The organism is Deinococcus sp. Arct2-2, assembly GCF_004801315.1.
GTDB lineage: Bacteria > Deinococcota > Deinococci > Deinococcales > Deinococcaceae > Deinococcus.
The window spans coordinates 45,761-66,512 of the sequence record NZ_SSNW01000002.1; the positions used below are offsets into that span (position 1 = coordinate 45,761).

Here is a 20,752-nt window from a genome sequence, read left to right on the forward strand (position 1 = left end):
GGCGCTCGAACTTCTTTTACCACTCGGCCACACTGCCGTCAGGATGCCGCCACACGGGGTTTCTCCAGCGGTGGCCTATCGCGGCCATTTCGCGCACATAGTCCTCGTTCACCTGTATGCCCAACCCCGGCCCCTGCGGAATATTCACCATTCCGGCGGCGTACTCGAACACCAACGGATCGGTCAGGTAGTCCAACAGATCGTTTCCGGCGTTGTAGTGGATGCCCAAACTCTGCTCCTGAATAAAGGCGTTGTGCGATACGGCGTCCAGTTGCAAGCAGGCAGCCAGCGCAATTGGCCCCAGCGGGCAATGCGGGGCCAGCGCCACATCGTAGGCTTCGGCCATCGACGCGATTTTGCGGCATTCGGTGATGCCTCCCGCGTGCGAGAGGTCAGGCTGAATAATGTCGGCCAGCCCTTCTTGCAAAATCTGTTTGAAGTCCCAGCGGGAATACAGCCGCTCTCCGAGGGCAATCGGCGTACTCGTGAGGCGGCACACATCGCGCAGGGCCTCAATGTTCTCGCTCAGCACCGGTTCTTCGATAAACAGCAGGCGCATCGGCTCGAGCTCGCGCACCAGCACTTTCGCCATCGGGCGGTGAACGCGGCCATGAAAATCCACGGCAATGCCAAAGTCGGAAGAGGTGGCGTCGCGGACGGCCTGCACGCGCTCCAGCACTTGGTCTACTTTGTGTGCAGAGTCCACGTATTGCAGTTCTTCGGTGGCGTTCATCTTGATGGCGGTAAAGCCTGCGGCCTGCGCCAGCCGCGCTGCGTTGCCCACTTCGGCGGGGCGGTCTCCACCGATCCACGAATATACCCGGATACGCTCGCGGCAGGCGCCGCCCAACAGGTTATGCACCGGCGTGTCCAGCGTCTTGCCCTTGATGTCCCACAGCGCCTGATCTATCCCGGCAATGGCGCTCATAAACACCGCGCCGCCCCGGTAAAACCCGCTGCGGTACATCACTTGCCAGAGGTCTTCGATCCGGGCCGGATCAGCGCCGATCAGCACATCGGCCAGCTCGTGAACGGCGGCCTGCACGGTATGGGCGCGGCCTTCCACGACGGGTTCGCCCCAGCCCACCACGCCCTCATCGGTCTCCAGTTTCAGGAACAGCCAGCGCGGAGGCACCAAAAACGTCTCGAGGTGGGTGATCTTCATAGGGGTTCTCCCGCCTGTGCCCGGATATCGGCTGCCGTGCGGCCCAGCGCGGCCCAATCGGGGTTACTCCAGTCGGCGCGGGTCAGTGCGCCGCCGATGCCTGCGCCCACCGCTCCGGCGTCTAAGTAGGCGCGGAGATTGCCCGCATCCACGCCGCCCACCGCCAGCAACGGCAAGTCTGGATACGGCCCGCGCAACTGCCGGAAATAGTCTGGCCCCAGCACGCCTGCCGGGAACACCTTAACCGCCGCACAGCCCCCCTGAAATGCAGCGTAAATTTCGCCGGGGCTGAACGCGCCGCCCAGCAACCCCAAGCCGTGTGCGCGGGCGTAGGCGTTGACTTCCGGCACCGGGTGAGGCGTGACGAGGAAAGTAGCCCCGGCTTGCTGGGCTTGCCGCGCCAGTTCGGGTGTGATCACCGTTCCCGCTCCAAGCGGTACATCTGACCCAAAAGCAGCGTGCGCGGCCCGCAGTCCCGGCAAACCGAGGTCGTCGCTGAGGGCCACTTCAAACAGCTCTATGCCCGCGCCCAACAGGGTTTCTATCAGTTTGGGCACGTGCTGAGGCGGCACGCCGCGCAAGATGGCGAGGATGCGGGCGCGGCGCAGGTGAGACAGTAGATCAGTCATGGGGAGTTCCAAAGGGAGTCAAGAGGGCCATTATCGGAGCGGCTCGCCCCGGCTGTATGCAAATGCGCTTGCAGTGTCCAGCACGGCCCAGACTTCGGCTTCGGTGGCCTGCAACTGGTCGCCGGGAGTCGTGGTTTTAAGGGCCGCGCAAGCACTGGCAAAAGCGAGACTACGGGCCGGGGATTCGCCGTTCAGGTGGGCGTGCAGGAAGCCAGCGGCAAAGGCGTCGCCGCGTCCGATGCGGCCCGGCCCCTGCGTTGGCAAAGCTGTCTGGGTCACGGTTTCTCCACTAGGCAGAAGCACTTGACTGCCTGCCGCGCCGAGTGTCTGCACGATCAGAGCAGCAGGATTGAGGGCGCGGAGACCGTGCAAGCCGCCCAGCATGGCGGTATCCCGCTGGGCCACGAAAATCAGATCGGCCTGCTCCATTGCGGCACGGTAGGCAGCGGGCGCTTCGGCTTCAGGCAGCAGCAGACGGCGGTGATTCACGTCAAAGCTGATGAGCAGGCCCGCTGATTTGGCGTGCTGAATGAGGGCCACAGCAAGGGCGCGTGGGCCTTCTGCCAGCACCAAGCTGATGCCGCTGAGATGGAGGGCGGCGCGTCCAGCCAGCCAAGCCGGTGCAAAGTCGGGGGCAATGAGCGCGGTAAACGCACTGCCCGCCCGGTCATAGATGACGCGGCTGGAACGCGGCGAATGGTGGTCTTCCAGATAAAACGTTCCCAGCCGCCCCGCCCGAATGACGCTGAGATCAGTGACGCGCAGGGCATGAACTTGCTCTTTCACCCAAGTTCCCAGCGGGCCAGCGGGCAGGGCGCTGACCCAAGCGGCAGGACGGCCCAGCATAGCTAGAGCCGCTGCGACGTTCAGTTCTGACCCAGCACATTCGGCCCGTAGCGTGCCCAGCCCTTCCAACCGTTGTGCAGGCGGCAGCGCCAGCTTCAGCAGGGCTTCGCCGTAAGTCAGGACACCGCTCAAGCGGGCCGCCAGAGGCGACTATCAGGCAGCATCCGCCAACTGGTACGCGGTGAAGTCGGGCCAAAGCTGGGGCATGCGGAACAGTGGATACGAGCAGTCAAGGGCATCCTTTGAGCAGGGCCAGAATGGAACGGGTTGGAGGACGCTTTTACTCTAGGTCACGGGAGGCGAGTTAACAATGGGAGTGGAGAGGTGCAGGCTGGAATTGCTCTCCGCTGCCCTCTCCAATGCCTTCCAAACCTAGGGCGTCGGACTCAGTTTATAGATGGCGTTGGCGTAGTCGTCGGAAATCAGGATGTTGCCTGCCGCGTCCGGTACGGCGTCTACCGGGCGGCCCCAACGGACTTTGCTGGCCGCGTTCGTGACCCAGCCCGACACCAAATCCTGTTCGGTACCCGCCGTGCCCTGCGCTGTCCACGGAAAATACACGACTTTATGGCCCACGAACGCTGAGCAATTCCAGCAGCCGTGCAGCCCGATGACTGCGCCGTTGCGGTAGGCGGCGGGCACGTTGGAGCCTTGCAGGAACGTCAGGCCCAGCGGGGCGGAATGCGCCTGAATGCCTTTGCTGATGCGGTCAATTGTGCCGCAATTCAGCTTGCTTCCATCGGCGTTATTTTGCACGTCGCGGTCAAAGGGCATCAGATCTAAGCCCGCATCGGGGTTGGGATTGCAGTAGGGCCAGCCGTAGTTACCGCCGTCGCGCACGCTGGTAAATTCCTCGGGCGGGTGGTTGTCTACGTAGGACTGAATCACTTTGCCGTAATCGTCGCCGCTGCCATCGTTTTGCCAGTCGTTATGGAAAGGATAGGCGATATTGTCGCGGTTATTCACGGCCACCCACAGCGTAGTGGTGCCCGGAACCACGGCCAGCCCCTCGGCGTTACGGATGCCCTGTGCAAACAGTCTGCCGCCGCTGCCATCGGCGTTGTACACGTAGATAGCTGCGCGTTTGAAGCTGGCCGTCACGTCGCTGGGGCTGGCATTGGTGGCTGAAGCAACGGATACATACAGCTTGTGATTGCTGTCTATGGCGATGTTTTTGAGGGCGTGCGAATAAGTGCCCTGAAGTTCCGGCGTGCTGCCGTCGGGGAGGCCGCTGATGATGGCGGTGGCACTGCGCCGGGAGCTGTCGCCCGCCACGTACACCGAGCGCGAGATTTTGTTGCTCTCGGCCAAATACAGATAGTTCACGCCGCCCTGAGCGTCCAGCACGAGGTCGTGAGGAGAGGTGAGGCCGCTGGCAAACTCGCTGACCACGCCAACGCCGCCTGCGTCTGGGCGCACCAACAACACTTTGCCCGTGCTTGGCTGAGACACCAGCAGGTCGCCGCCCGGCAGCGGCAGCATAAACCGCGCCTTGTCTATCCGGGTGTACACCGAAATCTTGAAATTGGGGGGCACTTTCAGCGTGCGGGCCACATTGAAAGGCGCAGCGCGGAGGCTGGCAGGCACGTCTACCGTGACGTTTATGCTGGCAGCAGGCGGCGGGCCAGCGTTGGTCACACTGCACGTCAGGCGGGGAGCGGCCCAGTCTGCATGGTCATACGATTTCCCGTCTCCAGCGTCCGTCACCACCAATTTGAGTTCGCTCTTGCCCGCCACGCTCACATTCACGTTCTTCACGGTGCTACTGCCCGTCATCTTGCCAGAATCGAACAGTTTGGCTCCGTCTGCGAAGACCTGAAACACTACCGAGCCGCGTGTTTGCTGGTCTATTTCATCGTCTAGGCCCACATCGGCAGTGAAGGTAGAGCATTGGCCGCCCAGCGCGTAGGCGATGCTGGACACCGAATGCACGCCCAAGCCTTTGACATACACTTTGCCGTTGATGGTCAGGGCACGCCCATCGCCCGCCGCCGTTTCGCCGTTGCTGCGGTCACGTTCTACCGGCCCCCAGCCGTTGCTGGCCGAAGTCCAATTCAGCGCCGACAGATCGTTGTTGCCGTTGCCGATGCCCAAGCCTTGAAGCAGCGGTTGCGAGTCCGTCCAACTGTGGTCTATACCGTCTGCGTAGGGATCGGTGGCGTCGGGGGAGGGGACTGTTTGACCGGCGTCTATCTGGTTGGTCTGCTGCGAACAGGCCGTCAACAGCAGACCCGTGACCAACAACAGACTTTGAGCATGGCGGGAAAAACGGAACGGGCGGTGCAGGGCCATCGGAAACCTCCAAGTGAGTCCCGAAGAAAGTGCCGAAATTTCAGGGCCAAAGGTGCGGCGAGACCGGGAGAGGGCAGTCTAGAAAGCCCCGGTTCAGTGCTGGTGTGAAGCGGGTCAGAAGCCACTCAGAAAGTGATGCACGGGGTCAAATTAAGCCAAAGTCAGGTCAGCTCTGAAACACGTCGGGTTGAAAGGATTGCCGTCTCCAAGCGCAGGCAAGGCCGTAGCACTCGGTTTTTAGTTGCGATTGCGGAAGGGGGTCTTCATGAACAGTGGCTCCCATTCACCACCCAACGCAAGAAGCCAGCCCTGACATCCAGAACTGACTTCTTAAGATTGAAAGTTGATGAGCTATGTTGATCGGCTCAGTTGATCAGCTGGGGCGGGGGCCGTCAGTGGGGCCGCCTAGACGAACTTCGGTGCGGGCAGGGGCCACAGTTTCACGCCGTCCCGACAAGCCAGCCAAGCCCAATAGACCGAGCAGGCCAAGCCAGTTCCAATCGAAACCGTTGTCATTGTTATTGGTTGTCTGAACGGTGGTATCTGTCCCGGTGGCCGCCGCAGTATCGGTGGTTGTCGTAGACGTATCGGTGCTTTCGGTTTGTGCGCTGGCAGGCAGGGGCGCGAGAGCCAAAGTCAGGGCCAACAGCAAGTGCTTTTTATTTAGAGACATATGATCCTCCGGAGAACATAGATGGGAGAGGGGAAGTGGGCGATTCAGCGGGCTTAACGCTTGTTCTGCTGGTCTTCGGTCTCGTCAGTAATGCGGGCGTCACCCGTTTGATTCACGTCCAAGACTTCGCGGCCTACCGTGCCCGTTACTTGTTCCTGCGTGGTCACGACCCGCTTACCAATTTCCACTTCTTCGGTCACGAAGGCTTCCTTGCTCACGTTGGCGCGTTCGGCCTCTACGTCTACCCGGAGCGTTTCGCTGCCGCTGCCCAACTGCACCTGGCCTTCCACGGGGCGCGAATCGGTGACGGCGTGGCGCTCAATGATTACTTCTTCCCGCATCACGGGCACTTGCACTTTTTCCTCACGGGTTTCGACGTGCTTGGTGACCTGCACGCTGCCTGCAAGGTACTTCTCTTTGTTTACGGAGAGGCGCTCTTCCAGCAGTTGCAGGCGCTCGGGCGCTTTAAACATCTTGTCGCTGGTGTCTTGGTCACGGTAGTCGTAAGACTGCGCGGCGGTGGCCGTTGCTGTAGCTGGCACAGCCATTGCCTCGGTTGCCGTCGTCTGCGTTGCCGTCGTTTGGGCCACTGCACCCAGGTCGGCTCCGCGAAGCACGCGCTCGTCACTGTTCTGGTCGTCGAAGGTGTAATCTTCGTCGTCGCTGTAGCGGTGCAGTGAGGTCAGCTGGGTAGTGGTCAGATCATCGAAGTACACACCGTCGTCTTCAAAACGGGCGAGGCCGATGGGCAGCAGGACTGCGCCGTTCAGGTCGCCACCATCCTGATCCACGATCAAGTAACGGAGTTTGCCGTAATCGTCGTCCACAAGGGCGTCACGCACCATGCCCAACTGCTGCTTGCCAGACAAATAGGCAGTCGAGCCTACTGGACTGTACATGCCTGCATCTTGAAAGTCGGCGCTGTGCTCGTTGGAAATCTGGGAAAGTCTATGTAAATGGGTCATATTGGCTCCTTGAGGGTGAAGACGTACGTTGTGAATGGTGACATTCAGCGTCGCCGTCTATCCCTGAGAACAGATTCAGACCCATTTATTTTTAGACCATAGGATATTTAGTTTTATGGACATCCTCTGCCAGTAGCAATCAATTTAAAGCGGTGGACTTAAACATATAATTAACAGGAGATGCGTAAGCTAAAGCTCGGATTAAACCTGAGGAAGCTTTAGCTATACTGTCGAGAGACTTCTGCGTGCCTCAGATGACTTGTGATGTAGACGATTAACCCAATGGGCGCGCGAATGCTACCTACGGGAGTGATGTGAATACCGCTCTGAAAACGATTCAACAGCGATGGTCGAGAAAGCACTGAACCTATTGCCGCAACAGCGCATTCACCGCGTCCTTGATGGCTTGTCTGCGTTGAGCATCGTCCGTTTCTTGTTCCGATCCGTCCATCAGCAGGGGCCGGGTTTGCGTCAGGGCAATGACCAGATCGAGCAGGATATTGGGCGGAAAGGTGGCACTCAGCACGCCCGCCTCCTGTGCCTTACGAATTTCAGCCACTTTATGACGGTTGGCCTCGATCACCGCCTCAATCTTCATGCCTACCGCGCCACGTTCTAAGCCGTCCCACGCCCCTATCCGGGAGACTTCGGGATACTTTTGAAACTGATCGAACAGCCGGGCAGCGTACTCTGCGAGGTCCTGCACGTCCACCGGAACGTCGTCCATATTGCGAACGATGAGGGCGTCGAATACGGCGTCAAACAACTGGTCTTTGCTGTGGTAATAGGCGTAGATCATGGCTTTATTGCTGCCCGAAGTTTCCGCAATCCGGTCTATGCGTGCACCCGCAATGCCGTAGCGGGCAAATTCAGCGGTAGCTGCCTCCAAAATCCGTTGCCGTGTAGCCTGAGCGTCTCTCTTCACACCCAGAGCATACAACCAACTGGTTGCTTGACTTCTTGGGGCAGGCCTGCTGTAATGCATTTACCAAGCAACCAGTTGGTTGCATACAAGGATTCTCAGGATGCTGAAGCAGTTCAGCCGCCGTCCCACACCGCTTTGGAGGCACCACTTATGCGTTACAACAAACTGGGCAACACCGGACTTTTCGTTTCAGAACTGGCCTTCGGCACCATGACCTTCGGGGCCAGCGGCCCATTTGCGGCGATGGGCAAAGTCGAGCAGGCTGAGGCCGATGCGTTGTTGGCCCGCGCCATCGAAGCAGGCGTCAATTTGATAGACACCGCCGACACCTATTCGGGCGGCGACTCCGAGCGCATCACAGGACAAGCCCTCAAAAACCTCGGCGTCCGGCGGGATGAGATCGTGGTGGCTACCAAAGTGTTTGGCGATGTGGGCACTGGCCCGAACGCTCGCGGTTCGTCGCGCGGGCACATTCTGGACGCCGCCCACGCCAGCCTCGAACGGCTGCAACTCGATCACATCGATCTCTATCAGCTCCACGGTTTTGACCCGGCCACGCCCATAGAAGAAACCCTGACTGCGTTGAACGATCTGGTCAGGCAAGGGGTGGTGCGCTATATCGGCGTGTCGAACTGGGCTGCGTGGCAAATCAGCAAGGCTCTCGGCGTCTCGGCGCTGCACCACCTGACCAAATTTGCTTCACTTCAGGCCTATTACACGTTGGCGGCCCGTGATCTGGAACGCGAAATTGCGCCGATGGCTCAGAGCGAAGGCTTGGGTCTGCTGGTCTGGAGTCCTTTGGCGGGCGGTTTGCTCAGCGGCAAAGTCAACCGGACTCAGGACGCGGGGGCAGGCACGCGGCGCGGCGCGATGGCTTTTCCGCCTGTCGACATGAACCGGGCTTACTCCGTCATAGACGTGCTTCAGGAGTTGGCCGAGCAGAAGGACGCGACAGTCGCGCAACTGGCGATTGCCTGGCTGCTGCACCAACCCCACGTTACGAGTGTGCTGCTGGGCACCCGCAAACTGGAACAGTTGAACGACAATCTGGGCGCTGTAGATGTGACACTCTCCGCAGATGAGCTTCGGCGCTTGAGTGAAGTCAGTGCGCTGCCCGCCGAATATCCCGGCTGGATGCTGGACATGTGGAGCGGGGCGCGGGCACAGCAGTTGGCCGATGCGGGCCGTCCGGCGTAGGCCCAAGCCATTGCCTCTTCAGCACTTTCGCCCCAAGCTTGGCCCCATGTCCCCGCAGGAGAACCTATGAAGCTCACCGATTTCCGTACTCTTGGCCGTTCAGGTCTGATCGTCAGCCCGCTCTCCCTTGGCACCATGACCTTCGGCACGCCGCGCTGGGGGTCTACCGATGACGTGTCGGAGAGCATTTTTAACGAGTACGTAGATGCAGGTGGCAACTTTATAGACACCGCCGATGTGTATTCGGGCGGGCGCAGCGAGGAATTGGTGGGCCAATACACGGCGGCCCGAAAGCTGAGAAACCAATTGGTGCTCGCCACCAAATTTACCTTCGGGGCGGTGCGCGGCAATCCGAATGCCAGCGGCAATGGGCGCAAAAACATGCACCGGGCGCTGGAAGGTTCGCTGCGCCGCCTGAACACCGACTACATCGACCTCTACTGGATGCACGCTTGGGACGCCGTGACGCCCGCAGAAGAAGTGGTGCAGTCGCTCAGCGACCTTGTGCGTGCGGGAACGATCCGGTATTACGGCTTTTCCAACGTGCCCGCGTGGTATTTGGCCCGCGCCGCCACACTGGCCGCCGAGAATGGACTCCCCGGCCCAGTGGCCTTGCAAGCGCAGTATTCCCTCGTAGAACGCGGGATCGAGCAGGAATATGTCCCCGCCGCCAAAGCGTGTGGCATTGGCATTACGCCTTGGAGTCCGTTGGGGGCGGGCTTTTTAAGTGGCAAATACACCCGCGAATCGGCGGGGGCCAGTGCCGCAGCGGGAGACAAGACAGGGCGGCTCAGCGGCCCCAACCCCTTTGGCGATACCAAGTTCACCGAGCACAACTGGCAAGTGCTGGACGCCGTGCGCGAAATAGCTGCCGAAGTCGAGTGCCCGCCTGCGCAGGTGGCCCTCGCTTGGGTCTTGGCGCAACCCGGCGTGTCTGCGCCCATCGTGGGGGCCAGCAAACTAGAGCAGTTGCACGACAGTTTCAAGGCACTTGATCTGCACCTGACGCCCGACCACCTGAAGCGCCTGCATGACCGCAGCGTGCTTGACCCGGCGCACGGAATGACCAAAATGCTGAAAAACGCCGTGTTTGGCGGGGCTTCGGTACAGGGTTGGGAAGACTGAGATTCGTTTGGCACCACTTCGACGCTTAGCCGGGGCTGCGCTTCACGTCCATCACGGCCACCAACAGAGCGTGCGGCAGCGTCAGCGCAGCTATTAGGGCCAGATACAGCGCGGCGAAGGTTTCCAGATTGTCTACTTGCGGAGCTGCCCACAGGTACAGGCCGCCCAGCAGAGCGAGGGCGATCAGCGAAATGGGCAGTAAGTCGCGGCCAAGGCGTACCAGCGGGCGTGCGGCCACAGGTTGAAGGCCCAGCAACCGCCCCAGATGCCTCCAAGCGTGCCAGAGCGTAAAATAAATGCCGATAGACAGCGGCGCGGGTACCACTAAAAAGGTCAAGAGGAGCAGCCCCGTTTCGGCCAACTCGGTCATGGGGACTCGGCTGGAACGCACCGTATCGGCCACATATGCCAGCAGGATGACGCCCACCGCCACCGCCAACCCGGTGAAGACGGTGGGCGACAACAGCGGAGCCGTGACCGTTAGGGTGGCTTCCGCCTGCCCAAAAGCCTGCGCCACGCCCGACGCCAAGCGCCCGAACCATTCCGGAAAGGCCAACAGCGGCACCAGAATGGGCAGGCTTCCCCGTGCCAACAGCGTCACAGCCGCGCTCCAGCGCCCCAGCCAGCGGCGGCGGCCCTGCACCGTTTCGAGGTAATGCAGATCGCCGTGGCCCCAATGCAGGCACGACAGCAGCACGAATCCCCAGAAAGCGGCGCGGGGCAGCAGCCACCACAGGCCCAACGTAAGGGCCGCCAACAGCGCGTAGGCCGCGATATACAGCGCCACCGCGCCCAGCCGTTGCCCCCAGCGCCAGCCCAACCGGGTAGGAATCAGGTGGTCTAGCGCCCCGTGCGGAATGCCCAGCAGCACCGTACTGACCAGCAGAGGCAAATACATCAGGCGGGTGAGCGACTGCGGAAACAGCAGCCACAGCACCAGCAGCAGCGCCATGCTGCTCCACGGAATCAGAGTAAGGGGAAGGGGAGCGGTGCGGAGGGACTGGGGCCACAACCTCACCGCCGCACGATCAGAAGTCCACTTCATGCGGCCTGAGCTTGGGCAACCTGAGCGGGGGTGGACGGGGCGTGGGCAGGCTGAACACTGGCGGCGGCGACAGGAGAGGACAGCCGCGAGGGCGAAAGCAGCACTGTGGATAGGATCAAAACGGTCACGCTCCTCCTGAAAGCCGTTCAGCAATCGTTGTTTGCCCACACCACGAACAGGGAAGCCCCACATGTGTCAAGGCCGCTTGCCGGATGGTTGCTCGGTTTCTTGCGCCTACCCTAATCAAAGCCTCAGAAGCCCGCTTCAGCAGTTCATACAGTTGGCGCGGTCAGTTTGGGGCGGCGCTCAAACGGGCTTTGGCTCTGCTTCAGAAAGTCTTTGGGGAGGCGGGCAGCACGCTATGGTGGCCTCAAACTTGTCGGACACAGCATTCCCGGTTCGAACGTTCACCTTAACTTCAACCCACACAGGATTTCTAGCCTGTACAGGAGCAACAATGGAACCCAGACGACTTGGCAAAACGGGGCACCTCGTCTCCCCCATCGGTTTCGGCGCTTGGGCCATCGGCGGCACGTGGGGCGCGGTAGACGACGCCACCAGCCTGACCGCGCTGCACCGCGCCCTCGATCTCGGCGTCAATTTTTTTGATACGGCGGACGTGTACGGCGACGGCCACAGCGAAAAACTGCTGGCCCGCCTGCGCCGCGAGCGATCCGAGCCATTTGTGGTAGCCACCAAAGCGGGCCGCCGCCTTGACCCACACACCGCCGCGGGCTACACCCGCCAGAACTTGCGGGCTTTTGTAGAACGGAGCCTGAATAATCTGGGGGTGGAAACGCTGGATCTGCTGCAGCTGCACTGCCCGCCGAGTGAAGTGTATGAGCGGGATGACGTGTACGCCGCGCTTGATGAGATGGTGCAGGGCGGCCTGCTGCGGGCGTACGGCGTAAGTGTGGAAACGGTGCAAGAAGCCCTGACGGCCATTCAGCATCCCCATGTGGCGACGGTGCAGATCATCTTCAACGCCTTCCGGCTCAAGCCTGCCGAGGAATTGTTTGCAGCGGCGCGGGAGCATGACGTGGGCATCATCGCGCGGGTGCCGCTCGCCAGTGGCCTGCTCAGCGGCAAGCTAAGGCGCGACACCGCCTTTGCCGAAGACGATCACCGCCGCTTCAACCGTCACGGCGAGGCCTTTGACCGGGGCGAGACCTTTTCGGGCGTGGACTACGACACGGGGCTGGAGGCGGTGGAGCGGTTGCGCCCGCTGGTGCCGCAGGGCGCGACGTTAGCCCAATTTGCCCTGCGCTGGATTTTGATGTTTCCGGAAGTCAGTTGCGCCATCCCCGGAGCCAAAACGCCCCAGCAGGTGGCCGACAATACGGCAGCGGCAGCGCTTCCGCCCCTGACCGAAGAGCAGATGCAGGGCGTGCAGGCCGTGTACGACGACCTGATTCGCGCACAAGTTCACCCGCTGTGGTGAGGGGATTTTAAATGTATTGCAGCGTTCAATTCTTTATCCCTCTGCCCTTGTAGGAGAGGGCGTTGCGAGTCCCGCAGGTGGAGAGGGCAAGAACTTCTTGTTCGGGACTCTTTTTAAACTCGTATTATTCGCACATTCTCTGAGAGTCTGAGCAGAACAGATTTCACACGAAGCTGTCCACCACCGTCATTCCTAGCCCTGCGAACTGGTTCATGTTTATCAGTGCGTCAATAGACTCGGCCAGCGAAATGCGGTTGCCGATCAGTCGATCTGGCTTCAGCAGGCCGCCTTCGATCATTCTCAGCATCTCCGGGTAGGCGTGGGCGGCGAGGCCGTGACTGCCGTAGATTTCGAGTTCGCGCGAAATTACGGCGTCCATTGGCACAGCGGGGTGGCGTTGATCGGCCAGCAACAGGCCCACTTGCACATGCCGCCCCCGCGTTCGCAGGTTTTGCACCGAATTGAAACACGTCTGCGGGTGCCCCAGCGCATCGAGGGAAAGATGCACGCCGCCCCCAGAGAGTTCGCGCACGGCGGTCACCACGTCCGGAAGAGTGCGACTGTTGACGGTCTGATCGGCACCCAGTTGGCGGGCGAAGTCTAGCTTGGCATCGTCTATATCGATGGCAATGACGCTGGCTCCGTGCGCTTTGGCAATCATGATGGCCGACAAGCCTATGCCGCCGCAGCCATGCACGGCCACCCATTCGCCGCCGCGCACCCGGCCCTGCTGCACCACCGCCCGAAAAGAGGTGGCAAAGCGGCAGCCGAGGCTGGCAGCGGTCACAAAGTCCATGCTGCCCGGTAGGCGCACCAGATTTTGATCGGCAAACCCGAGCGCCACGTATTCGGCAAACGATCCCCAATGCGTGAATCCGGGCTGAAATTGCCGCTCGCACACCTGCTGATGCCCCGCCTGACACTGAGAACAGCGCCCGCAGCCGCAGACAAATGGTAAGGTCACGCGGTCTCCGGCCCGCCACTGCTGCACCTGTGCGCCCACCGCCACCACCGTTCCGGCGAGTTCGTGACCCGGAATATGGGGCAAGGCAATATCGGGGTCGTGACCCATCCAGCCGTGCCAATCGCTGCGGCACACGCCTGTGGCCCCCACCTGCACCACCACACCATCGGGGGCGGGAACAGGATCGGGCACAGTCACGAGTTCAGGCCGCTCGCCAAACGCGGTATACATGACGGCTTTCATGTGCAGACTCTCATAGGCAGACTCTAGCGGGCGGGCAGGGTTGGCAGTGCCTTGAGGCCAATCGGGTACGGTTGCCCCCTGACCAAATTAACCCTGCTCAGATTGAATAGCCCTGTGTTCGACTTTTTAACAACTCAGAACCTCTGAAACACACCCTAATAGCCGTCCACAGCCGGATCGAACACCGAGACGCGGTTACGTCCGGCGCGTTTGGCGGTGTACATGCTCAGGTCAGCTTGGCGCAGGCCGTCGCTGAGCGCGCCCCGCACAGAAGTCACTCCGGCGCTGACCGTGACCCGGAGGGGGCTGGCCGCCCACTGCGCTTCACAGGCCACCCGAATCTGTTCCAGCGTCGCGGCCAAGCTGTCCGGATTTTGTTGGAGCCTTCCCACCACAAATTCATCGCCGCCCAGCCGCGCCAACAGGTCACCCGGCTCGGTGTAGCGCAGAAATAGGGCCGCCAGTTCCCGGAGTACCTGATCTCCGGCAGTGTGCCCAAAGCTATCGTTGATGTGCTTGAAGTGGTCTATGTCGATGAAAGCCAGCGTGAGAGGCGAGCCGGAAGCCACTTTCTCGCCGCACCATTGCTCGAAATAGCGCCTGTTTTTGAGGCCCGTCAATTCGTCGGTCACGCTGACCGTTTTCAGGTCGTCTTGCCGGGCCTCTAGCGCGTGCATGGTGCGGCGCAACAGTTCCATATTCCGGCGTGTTTCCTCGGTGCGGTGAACTGTTTCTACTACCTTGAGTTGGGTGCTCAGTTCCTCTGTGTGGCGGGTTTTGACCGCAGCCACCATGTCCAGCAAGGTCAGGTAGGCCGCCTGAAACTCGCCCAGCCGTGCCTGTGCCGAGGCCCGCACCTGCAACACATCGTCCAGCATGTCTACGCGGGTGGTGTCCCACGCTGCCAGCTCATCCAAGTGCGCGAGTGCGGACGCGGGATCGCCGTGCTGTGCTTCCAATTTCGCCAGATGAAAGGTCAGAAAACGGCAACTTTCTAAGGGGAGGCTGCGGGCCAACGCAGCGGTCAGACGGGTGCGGGCCGCGCTCACCTCGCCTGCCGCTGCCAAGCGCAACGCCTGTTGACTCACCACGCCCACCCAATACGGCCAAGCGTGGGCGGCAATGACCTGTTCTTCGGCCACATCCAGCATGATTTGGCTGCGTTCCGTGTGGCCCAAATCCTGCTCGGCCACGCTGATATTAAAAGCCGCCAAACCCAACGTCGCTTCTAGGCCCGGCCCGGCTTCATGGGCCACATCAAAGGCCATCTGATAGCGCAGCCGCGCCCGCTCTGGATCGTCCCAGATCAGTTGCACGCCAATGTCGTTATGGGCCAGCGCCGCCATTTCAGCGTCTCCAGCTTGCTGAGCGAGGGCCAATTGCTCCTGAAACAGAGCCAACGCCTGCGGAGCCTGCCCGATGGACATCAGCACCGCACCTTTCACGTTTACGGCCCGTGCCAGCCAGACCAATTGACCCGCTTCGCGCAACGACGGTTCTGCGGCGTCGACGTCCTCTAGTGCTTCCGGATAGCGCCCCTCACGCCAATTCAAGTAGGCCCGCAAGACCAAGGCCTGTGCCGACTGTTGGACTGGTTGTTCTGTAGGGGTAAACTCCGCAAAAGCCCAAGCCGCCGCCGGGTCGCTCATTCGGCTGGCCCAAGCGCACTCGGCGGCTTGTTGATCGGTCATTCCCCAATATGGCAGATGGCCCAGTCTCCAAATGCTGTGTTTTTAGGCCAAACTGCGCGGACGAGGGGGTATGGAGAGAGGGGCAAGGGCGGCAGCTTATTCGCTGGCACATTCCACCCTTCTCAAGTGGGCTACCGCGCAAAAATGCGGGGCAGCGGCCACCAGAGCGGGACGGCAGCGGCTCCAGTTCATAATTACCGCCCCGCCACACGCTTTTGCCCTCAGTCCTGCGCCGTCTGTTCCTCTATTGTAGGGTTGCGTTCAATCCCCTTCATTCGTCCTCAGAGGAACTTCCCATGTCTTCATCTTTTCCGCCCCCTGTCCCGGTTCCCGTCGCTCCACCCAGCACCCTCGGCACGCTCTGGAAATCGGCTTGGTTTCGCCTGATCGTTTACGTGATGCTCGGGTTCGTCCTGCTGTGGCTGTACCAACGGCTCAGAACGGTGATCATCGCGACGCTGGCCGCTTACCTGATCGCTTACCTCGTTCAGCCGATCTTGCAGCGCTTAGAACGGTACGGCATCCGGCGGCCTTTTGGAATCACGCTGCTGATTCTGGCGGTCTTGGGCGTGCTGACCGCCATCAGCCCGCTGCTGGGCGTCGTCTTTAATCAGGTGTCGGCGCTGGTGCAGGCCCTTCCCAGTTTGGCCGATACCTTCAGCGCGTGGCTCAGCCAACTGGCCGAAAAGCGTCCGGCGTTGGCAGGCGTGCAGCAGGAAGTCGAAGTCTGGCTCAACGGAATAACGCACAACCTGTCGACCAATCTGGGAGCGGTGTTGGGAGAAGTCTTCTCGCCCAGCGGCGTGTTGGTGGGTGGCCTGTTGGGCGCAGTGGGCGTGATTGGGCAAGTGGCCTTGGCCGCCGTCATCAGCATTTACATGATGGCGGTCTATCCACACATCGGGCCATTTTTGCTGCGGCTGTTGCCCAAGCGCTTTCAGCCAATAGCCGCCGATGTCAGCGGACATGTGGGGCACGCGGTAGGCGGCTACTTCCGGGGTCAAGTGGTGGTGGCCCTCACCTTTGGCGTGCTGGTCGGCACGGGCCTGAGCATCATCGGGCATCCCTCGGCCCTCGGCATCGGCTTTGTGGCGGCCCTGTTTTATATCGTGCCGTACTTGGGCGTCTGGGTGGCCCTGATTCCCGCGCTGCTGCTGGCCGTTCCGTTGGGCGGGTTCAAGGTATTACTGGTGGCCGCTGTCTTCCTCCTCTCCGATCAGTTGGAGGTTCACGTCATTTCACCTAGGGTGGTGGGCCAAAACACCAATCTGTCTTCGCTAGCAGTGGTGCTGGCTGTTACTTTCGGTGTCGGTCTGTTCGGGGTCATGGGTGTGCTGATTGCCGTCCCCCTCGTCGCCCTTAGCAAAGCTCTGCTAGACGCCTACTACTACCGCAGCCGCAGCTATCAGGCCATCAGCCGCCCCGCCCACATACTCGACGCCGATCCTCTGAGCGTGCTGACCCCAGACCAGATGGGCAGGGCAGATGAAGGGCAACTGCGCTAAAGCAGGCGTTGTCGAGAAGGTATTGTGGTAACTGAGCAGAGAGGTGGGCGTCCGTATGGGCGTCCATTCTGCTGTGGAATGTGCTTGGATTCGGCCGAATAGTACGCAATTAACACGGCGTTTGGCTAATTTTTATCCCCTCGCCCCTTGTGGGAGAGGGCGTTACGGAGCAACGGGTGAGGGGCCACCGGGCAAACGTTCCCGCCCCTTGTCAAGCATTCAGTTCAATTCCGTAGTATTCCTAGAAAATTTGCTGTGCCTCAGCAATTTGGCAGCGTAGCCCCCCCGTTGCTGACGCAACGCCCCGCCTTAGAGGGGAGGCCTTATTGGTAGTCCGTTGACTGAGCCTGACGAACGAGCCAGAGGCCGTGTCCATCGCTGAGGTCGCCCAACCCACGCCGCGAAAAACGACGTGTTTCTGGGATCACCAAGACAACTCAACGGACTACCATTAAATATCCAGCGGGAGTGAATTGCATCATCCGCCCCAGGGCGAATGAGATTGGGAGTCGCCCCGGGACGGGATCGTGAGTCTGACGAACAGAAGGATTTTTACCCGACAGCTACTTAACTCTTTGATAGTGCTTATTTTGTGAGAGTTTGGATGATATAAAGTGGTATAGTCCCAAGTTTTGAAATAGATTAGATTCATTGCCACAATTCATGTAAATAACTTTGCGCCTCCCGATTTGAAAAGAAAATAACCCGTACAAATGGGGGTAAAAGTCGATGATCGCACATCTTTACTACCTGTCAGCCATGCATCTTATAAATACATCTGAACCTGCATAGGCCACGAAAATATATGGCTTGTCACGGATCGGTTTGGGGCAAAATTTTAAAATAGTCCAGTGCTGTCGTCACTGGAAGTTAAATAACAAAGGGGGAGTTATGAAACAAGTACGACAAAACGGCTTTGTGCTCGTCATTGTGCTCAGCCTGACCATGCTGGTTCTCTTACTTGTCTCTGTAACTACCATCACTTCAGTGAACACTTTGCAAGCGGTGGGGGCTGAAGCGAGAAAAATCCCAGCTTTTTATGTGGCCAACGCTGGTTTAGAGAGAAGTATGGCCCGCATGACTTTTCTTCTTACGTCCACTCCACCTGCGGTGACGGCCACCACATCAGAAGCGGGAGCGATTGCTTTGGCTGCCGCACTCAACTCCACCGGAAGCGGCACGTTAGAGGGAGGCAGTTTTGTGGTAACGGCCACTGCCGTTGGTCCTAAAGTGGTGCTGGCTTCTGAAGGAACGTCGCTGGGAGGCGGGAAGCGCAGGGTTACTTTGGAGGTGAGCGTTGTTCTTCCGCCGCCTTTGGGCAATGTTAAATTGATGGCTCCTGCGGCGATCACGACCACGGGCAGCGCAGTCGATAGCGGCAATGCCCCGATTCAAGGGGTCGCTGGCGCACCCGTTGACGCCCAAAAATTTACCATTGCCTGCGCGGTCGGACTGTTGGGTAATTGTGTGGGCACAGGTGCGCCCGTGACGTACTCCACCACAGTCACTGGGACGCCTCCTGTCGAGGGACAAAACGTCACGTACAACGTAGCGAGTACTGACCCCAAGTCGAGCATCACTTACCAGGTGACCAAAGTGACCACCACCACCAGTCCTTTTACTGGACTGAAAACAACAACAGCCGACCTCACTGCAGTGAGTGAGAACGCTTTGACCACGGTGCAGGGCAATGGTAAGCAAGTAACCCAGATTTTTACGCCGACGTCTTTGACAAACGGCGCAATTCTCGCTCCCACAACAGAAGTCCCGTCACTCTTAACCTACGGTACTTCGAGCACCAATGGGTCGAACACAGGTGATACATGCGTGACCTACAACTGCAACAAGATGGACATTCCACCAGACCAGTTGTTCCAGACGATTTTTGGAGTCACCAAAACAACCTTTGAAGCGAGTTTGCCCGCAATCAATAAGGTGACGACGGACTCTTGTCCCAATCCCACTGGGTCTAACACCGTGCAGTGGTTGACCTTAGGAGCAAGTGCGAGTGCCAATTTGGCCGACTGTCCTGCACCCTTGGCACCGCTGAAACCTCGCCCACGCGTTCTAATTGTCGATGGGTCAAAACTGCCACCAGGCTCGAGCGTGAGTATCCAGAATAACAATTCGTCGTTTTTTGGCCTCTTGTACGTCATCAACAACAAGGGCGGAATCAGTATGACGGGCAACGGAACTATTGCGGGGGCCTTGGTTGCTGAAACAGGTACAGAAGCCAACAATGCCGACTTTAAACTCGCAGGAACCGCAAAAATAGGCGTTTGCAATAATACAGGAAACCACGACGCCAAGATTTGCTATGACAAACCTCTGTTAGACAGCCTCCTCCTCGATTTAAAAGCGCAGGTCATCATTCCTTCGACACCTGTCATCACCCGCAACGCCAATACTTGGAAAGAAGTCAGCGGTAACTGATGAGAACTCAGGCGTTTACTCTTCTCGAAGTCTTGGTTGGATTGGCGATTATAGGTATCATTGCAGGCATAGGCATTGTGAGTCTGATTGGATCTATTCGGAGTTCTCAGGCCGATCAGGCGGTGACCGCACTGGTAGGCGTATTTGCCGAAGCGAAGAATCGTGTTCGGAATACCAACAAAAATGTCAAACTAGCCTGGAATAGCACAACAAAGACAATCACCTTGAGCCAGTCTGGCGCTGTTGTCAACACCACAAAACTTAGTGTTGATACAATGACTAGCGTTTGCCGATCCGTATGTGTTGGCAATGAAATTGAGTTGCTGGCTCCGCATGGAGCGTTGCCGCAAGACGTTAAATTCAGCTTGGCTGTGGTTAACCGCGGCCGTACCGCTTATCTTCTGGGTCCAACAGCGATGCTCAAGGTGACCAGTCCATGACTACTCTGGTTGGCTCTCGCCAAGGATTTACCTTGATAGAAGTATTGGTCGCTATAGCTATTTTTGCGATTGTGATGACGATGTCGGGATATCTCCTGACGTCTGCAGCGCAAAACACCTCCTCTCGCGGTCGGATGACCATCAATCAAGCGGCTCAAGCGTATATAGAAAGTGTTCAGGATGGTTGGCGTGATTCGACTGCGTTTGGAAGGCTGGACGCAGCCACACAACAGCCCACTCCTTTGTCTGGCTACTCCTGGACCGTGAAAGTCTGTGAAGTTGATGTGTCTACTTTCAATTGCAAAACCGCTCCAGTGGCACAAACGACCCAGCCTGTATTCACACCCAGTGGCACGGCCAGGCTGATGCGGCTCTCTATTGCTTACACTTCTTCCACAGTCGGGCGCGGTTCCCTGATCGCATCCACAGAAATGAGCCTCAAATGAATGGCAAAGCAGGATTTACTCTCGTGGAATTGCTAATTGCGATGGCACTTTCGCTGGTAGTGTTTGGCATTGCCTCGCAATTGATGCAGTCATCATCGCAATTTTCGCAACTGAGCATTGCCAACTCCTCCGGAATCAGGGACGCTCAAATGGCTGCCAACGTTATTGCCGACGACGTAAGACGGGCTGTCAGCATAGGCAACCCCGGTACACTGATTGACCTAGGATCAGCGGCGACCGGTGCTCCGGGTGCGATAGGCAACAATCTTCTGGTTCTAACCTCGTCTGCGGTAGTGGGCGGTCGATGCACCACTCCTTTTGAATTTACCGCTTATTATTTTGTCCTTCGCAGCGCCCTCGCCAGTGCGGACGAATGGACTCGCCCTGTGTCAGATGCCAACAACGGCAGTCAGCGGGTTTTGGTGCAGTATTCGGCTTGCGCCGACAAAACCGACACCACGGCGACCCTGACCAATGGACAGGTTCGGCTGACGACTGATTTCTTGGGTCAAGGTAGTTTCACTTATGCAGGACTGAATTCCCGCCGGGTTACGCTGAATCTACAGGCCGCCAAGAGTATTCGTGGACGCACTGTATCTGGCGCGCCCATTGCGCTCACAGTGTTTGCCCGAAACATCAATTGATGACTGAAGCTGTACATCAGTGACAACGGCGTAAGTTTGCGTTAGTTCCGTTCTGCTCCGGATTCTCCGGCTCGGCCTAGCAG

General features: G+C 59.2%; 19 protein-coding genes. 8 read left to right on the forward strand and 11 right to left on the reverse strand.

What is annotated here, in order from left to right:
* Positions 1-16: 16 nt before the first annotated feature.
* The 7 genes from dgoD to E7T06_RS01415 all read right to left on the reverse strand — a co-directional run bounded on the left by dgoD (position 17) and on the right by E7T06_RS01415 (position 7,495).
* Complete coding sequence (gene dgoD / locus E7T06_RS01385) at positions 17-1,165, reverse strand: galactonate dehydratase (RefSeq protein ID WP_136364065.1); 1,149 nt, start codon at positions 1,163-1,165, stop codon at positions 17-19.
* Positions 1,162-1,794, reverse strand: a complete 633-nt coding sequence (locus tag E7T06_RS01390) for a bifunctional 4-hydroxy-2-oxoglutarate aldolase/2-dehydro-3-deoxy-phosphogluconate aldolase (protein WP_136364066.1) — start codon at positions 1,792-1,794, stop codon at positions 1,162-1,164. The genes dgoD and E7T06_RS01390 overlap by 4 nt, the downstream gene beginning before the upstream one ends.
* A 30-nt stretch (positions 1,795-1,824) precedes the next feature.
* A complete protein-coding gene (locus E7T06_RS01395) occupies positions 1,825-2,772 on the reverse strand; it encodes a sugar kinase (protein ID WP_240740792.1) in 948 nt (315 codons plus the stop codon).
* 240 nt (positions 2,773-3,012) lie between these two features.
* A complete protein-coding gene (locus tag E7T06_RS01400) occupies positions 3,013-4,932 on the reverse strand; it encodes an NPCBM/NEW2 domain-containing protein (protein WP_136364068.1) in 1,920 nt (639 codons plus the stop codon).
* A gap of 373 nt (positions 4,933-5,305) precedes the next feature.
* Positions 5,306-5,605, reverse strand: a complete 300-nt coding sequence (locus E7T06_RS01405; protein ID WP_136364069.1) for a WGxxGxxG family protein — start codon at positions 5,603-5,605, stop codon at positions 5,306-5,308.
* 53 nt (positions 5,606-5,658) lie between these two features.
* Positions 5,659-6,570: a YsnF/AvaK domain-containing protein gene (locus E7T06_RS01410; protein ID WP_136364070.1), complete on the reverse strand. Its 912-nt coding sequence runs from the start codon at positions 6,568-6,570 to the stop codon at positions 5,659-5,661.
* A 367-nt stretch (positions 6,571-6,937) separates the two neighbouring features.
* Entirely contained in the window at positions 6,938-7,495 is a 558-nt protein-coding gene (locus E7T06_RS01415) for a TetR family transcriptional regulator (RefSeq protein ID WP_136364071.1), read from the reverse strand.
* 150 nt (positions 7,496-7,645) lie between these two features.
* Between E7T06_RS01415 and E7T06_RS01420 the strand changes: the two genes are divergently transcribed.
* Both E7T06_RS01420 and E7T06_RS01425 read left to right on the forward strand, forming a co-directional pair.
* Complete coding sequence (locus E7T06_RS01420; protein WP_136364072.1) at positions 7,646-8,692, forward strand: aldo/keto reductase; 1,047 nt, start codon at positions 7,646-7,648, stop codon at positions 8,690-8,692.
* 66 nt (positions 8,693-8,758) lie between these two features.
* Entirely contained in the window at positions 8,759-9,817 is a 1,059-nt protein-coding gene (locus E7T06_RS01425) for an aldo/keto reductase (protein WP_136364073.1), read from the forward strand.
* A 25-nt stretch (positions 9,818-9,842) separates the two neighbouring features.
* On the opposite strand, the gene E7T06_RS01430 is transcribed toward E7T06_RS01425, so the two are convergent.
* The gene (locus E7T06_RS01430; RefSeq protein ID WP_168733317.1) at positions 9,843-10,862 is read right to left on the reverse strand and encodes a Brp/Blh family beta-carotene 15,15'-dioxygenase; all 1,020 of its coding nucleotides are present in this window, start codon (positions 10,860-10,862) and stop codon (positions 9,843-9,845) included.
* A complete protein-coding gene (locus E7T06_RS22025) occupies positions 10,859-10,990 on the reverse strand; it encodes a hypothetical protein (RefSeq protein ID WP_276605540.1) in 132 nt (43 codons plus the stop codon). Before E7T06_RS22025 ends, E7T06_RS01430 begins: the two co-directional genes overlap by 4 nt.
* Before the next feature lie 329 nt (positions 10,991-11,319).
* Here E7T06_RS22025 and E7T06_RS01435 point away from each other — a divergent pair, with 329 nt between their 5' ends.
* A complete protein-coding gene (locus E7T06_RS01435) occupies positions 11,320-12,303 on the forward strand; it encodes an aldo/keto reductase (RefSeq protein WP_136364075.1) in 984 nt (327 codons plus the stop codon).
* Between the two features lie 163 nt (positions 12,304-12,466).
* Here the strand turns inward: E7T06_RS01435 and E7T06_RS01440 are convergent, their stop codons facing one another.
* Together E7T06_RS01440 and E7T06_RS01445 are read right to left on the reverse strand one after the other, a co-directional pair.
* On the reverse strand, positions 12,467-13,510 hold the full coding sequence (locus tag E7T06_RS01440) for a zinc-dependent alcohol dehydrogenase family protein (RefSeq protein WP_136364076.1): 1,044 nt from the start codon (positions 13,508-13,510) through the stop codon (positions 12,467-12,469).
* A gap of 155 nt (positions 13,511-13,665) precedes the next feature.
* A complete protein-coding gene (locus tag E7T06_RS01445; protein WP_136364077.1) occupies positions 13,666-15,201 on the reverse strand; it encodes a sensor domain-containing diguanylate cyclase in 1,536 nt (511 codons plus the stop codon).
* Positions 15,202-15,497: 296 nt separating this feature from the next.
* Here E7T06_RS01445 and E7T06_RS01450 point away from each other — a divergent pair, with 296 nt between their 5' ends.
* From E7T06_RS01450 to E7T06_RS01470, 5 genes are all read left to right on the forward strand, one after another.
* On the forward strand, positions 15,498-16,706 hold the full coding sequence (locus tag E7T06_RS01450; protein WP_136364078.1) for an AI-2E family transporter: 1,209 nt from the start codon (positions 15,498-15,500) through the stop codon (positions 16,704-16,706).
* Between the two features lie 891 nt (positions 16,707-17,597).
* Positions 17,598-19,139, forward strand: coding sequence for a hypothetical protein (locus tag E7T06_RS01455; protein ID WP_136364079.1), 1,542 nt, complete (start codon positions 17,598-17,600; stop codon positions 19,137-19,139).
* Positions 19,139-19,579, forward strand: a complete 441-nt coding sequence (locus E7T06_RS01460) for a prepilin-type N-terminal cleavage/methylation domain-containing protein (RefSeq protein WP_136364080.1) — start codon at positions 19,139-19,141, stop codon at positions 19,577-19,579. Before E7T06_RS01455 ends, E7T06_RS01460 begins: the two co-directional genes overlap by 1 nt.
* Positions 19,576-20,025: a prepilin-type N-terminal cleavage/methylation domain-containing protein gene (locus E7T06_RS01465; protein WP_136364081.1), complete on the forward strand. Its 450-nt coding sequence runs from the start codon at positions 19,576-19,578 to the stop codon at positions 20,023-20,025. Before E7T06_RS01460 ends, E7T06_RS01465 begins: the two co-directional genes overlap by 4 nt.
* The gene (locus E7T06_RS01470) at positions 20,022-20,669 is read left to right on the forward strand and encodes a prepilin-type N-terminal cleavage/methylation domain-containing protein (protein WP_136364082.1); all 648 of its coding nucleotides are present in this window, start codon (positions 20,022-20,024) and stop codon (positions 20,667-20,669) included. The genes E7T06_RS01465 and E7T06_RS01470 overlap by 4 nt, the downstream gene beginning before the upstream one ends.
* Positions 20,670-20,752: the final 83 nt, after the last annotated feature.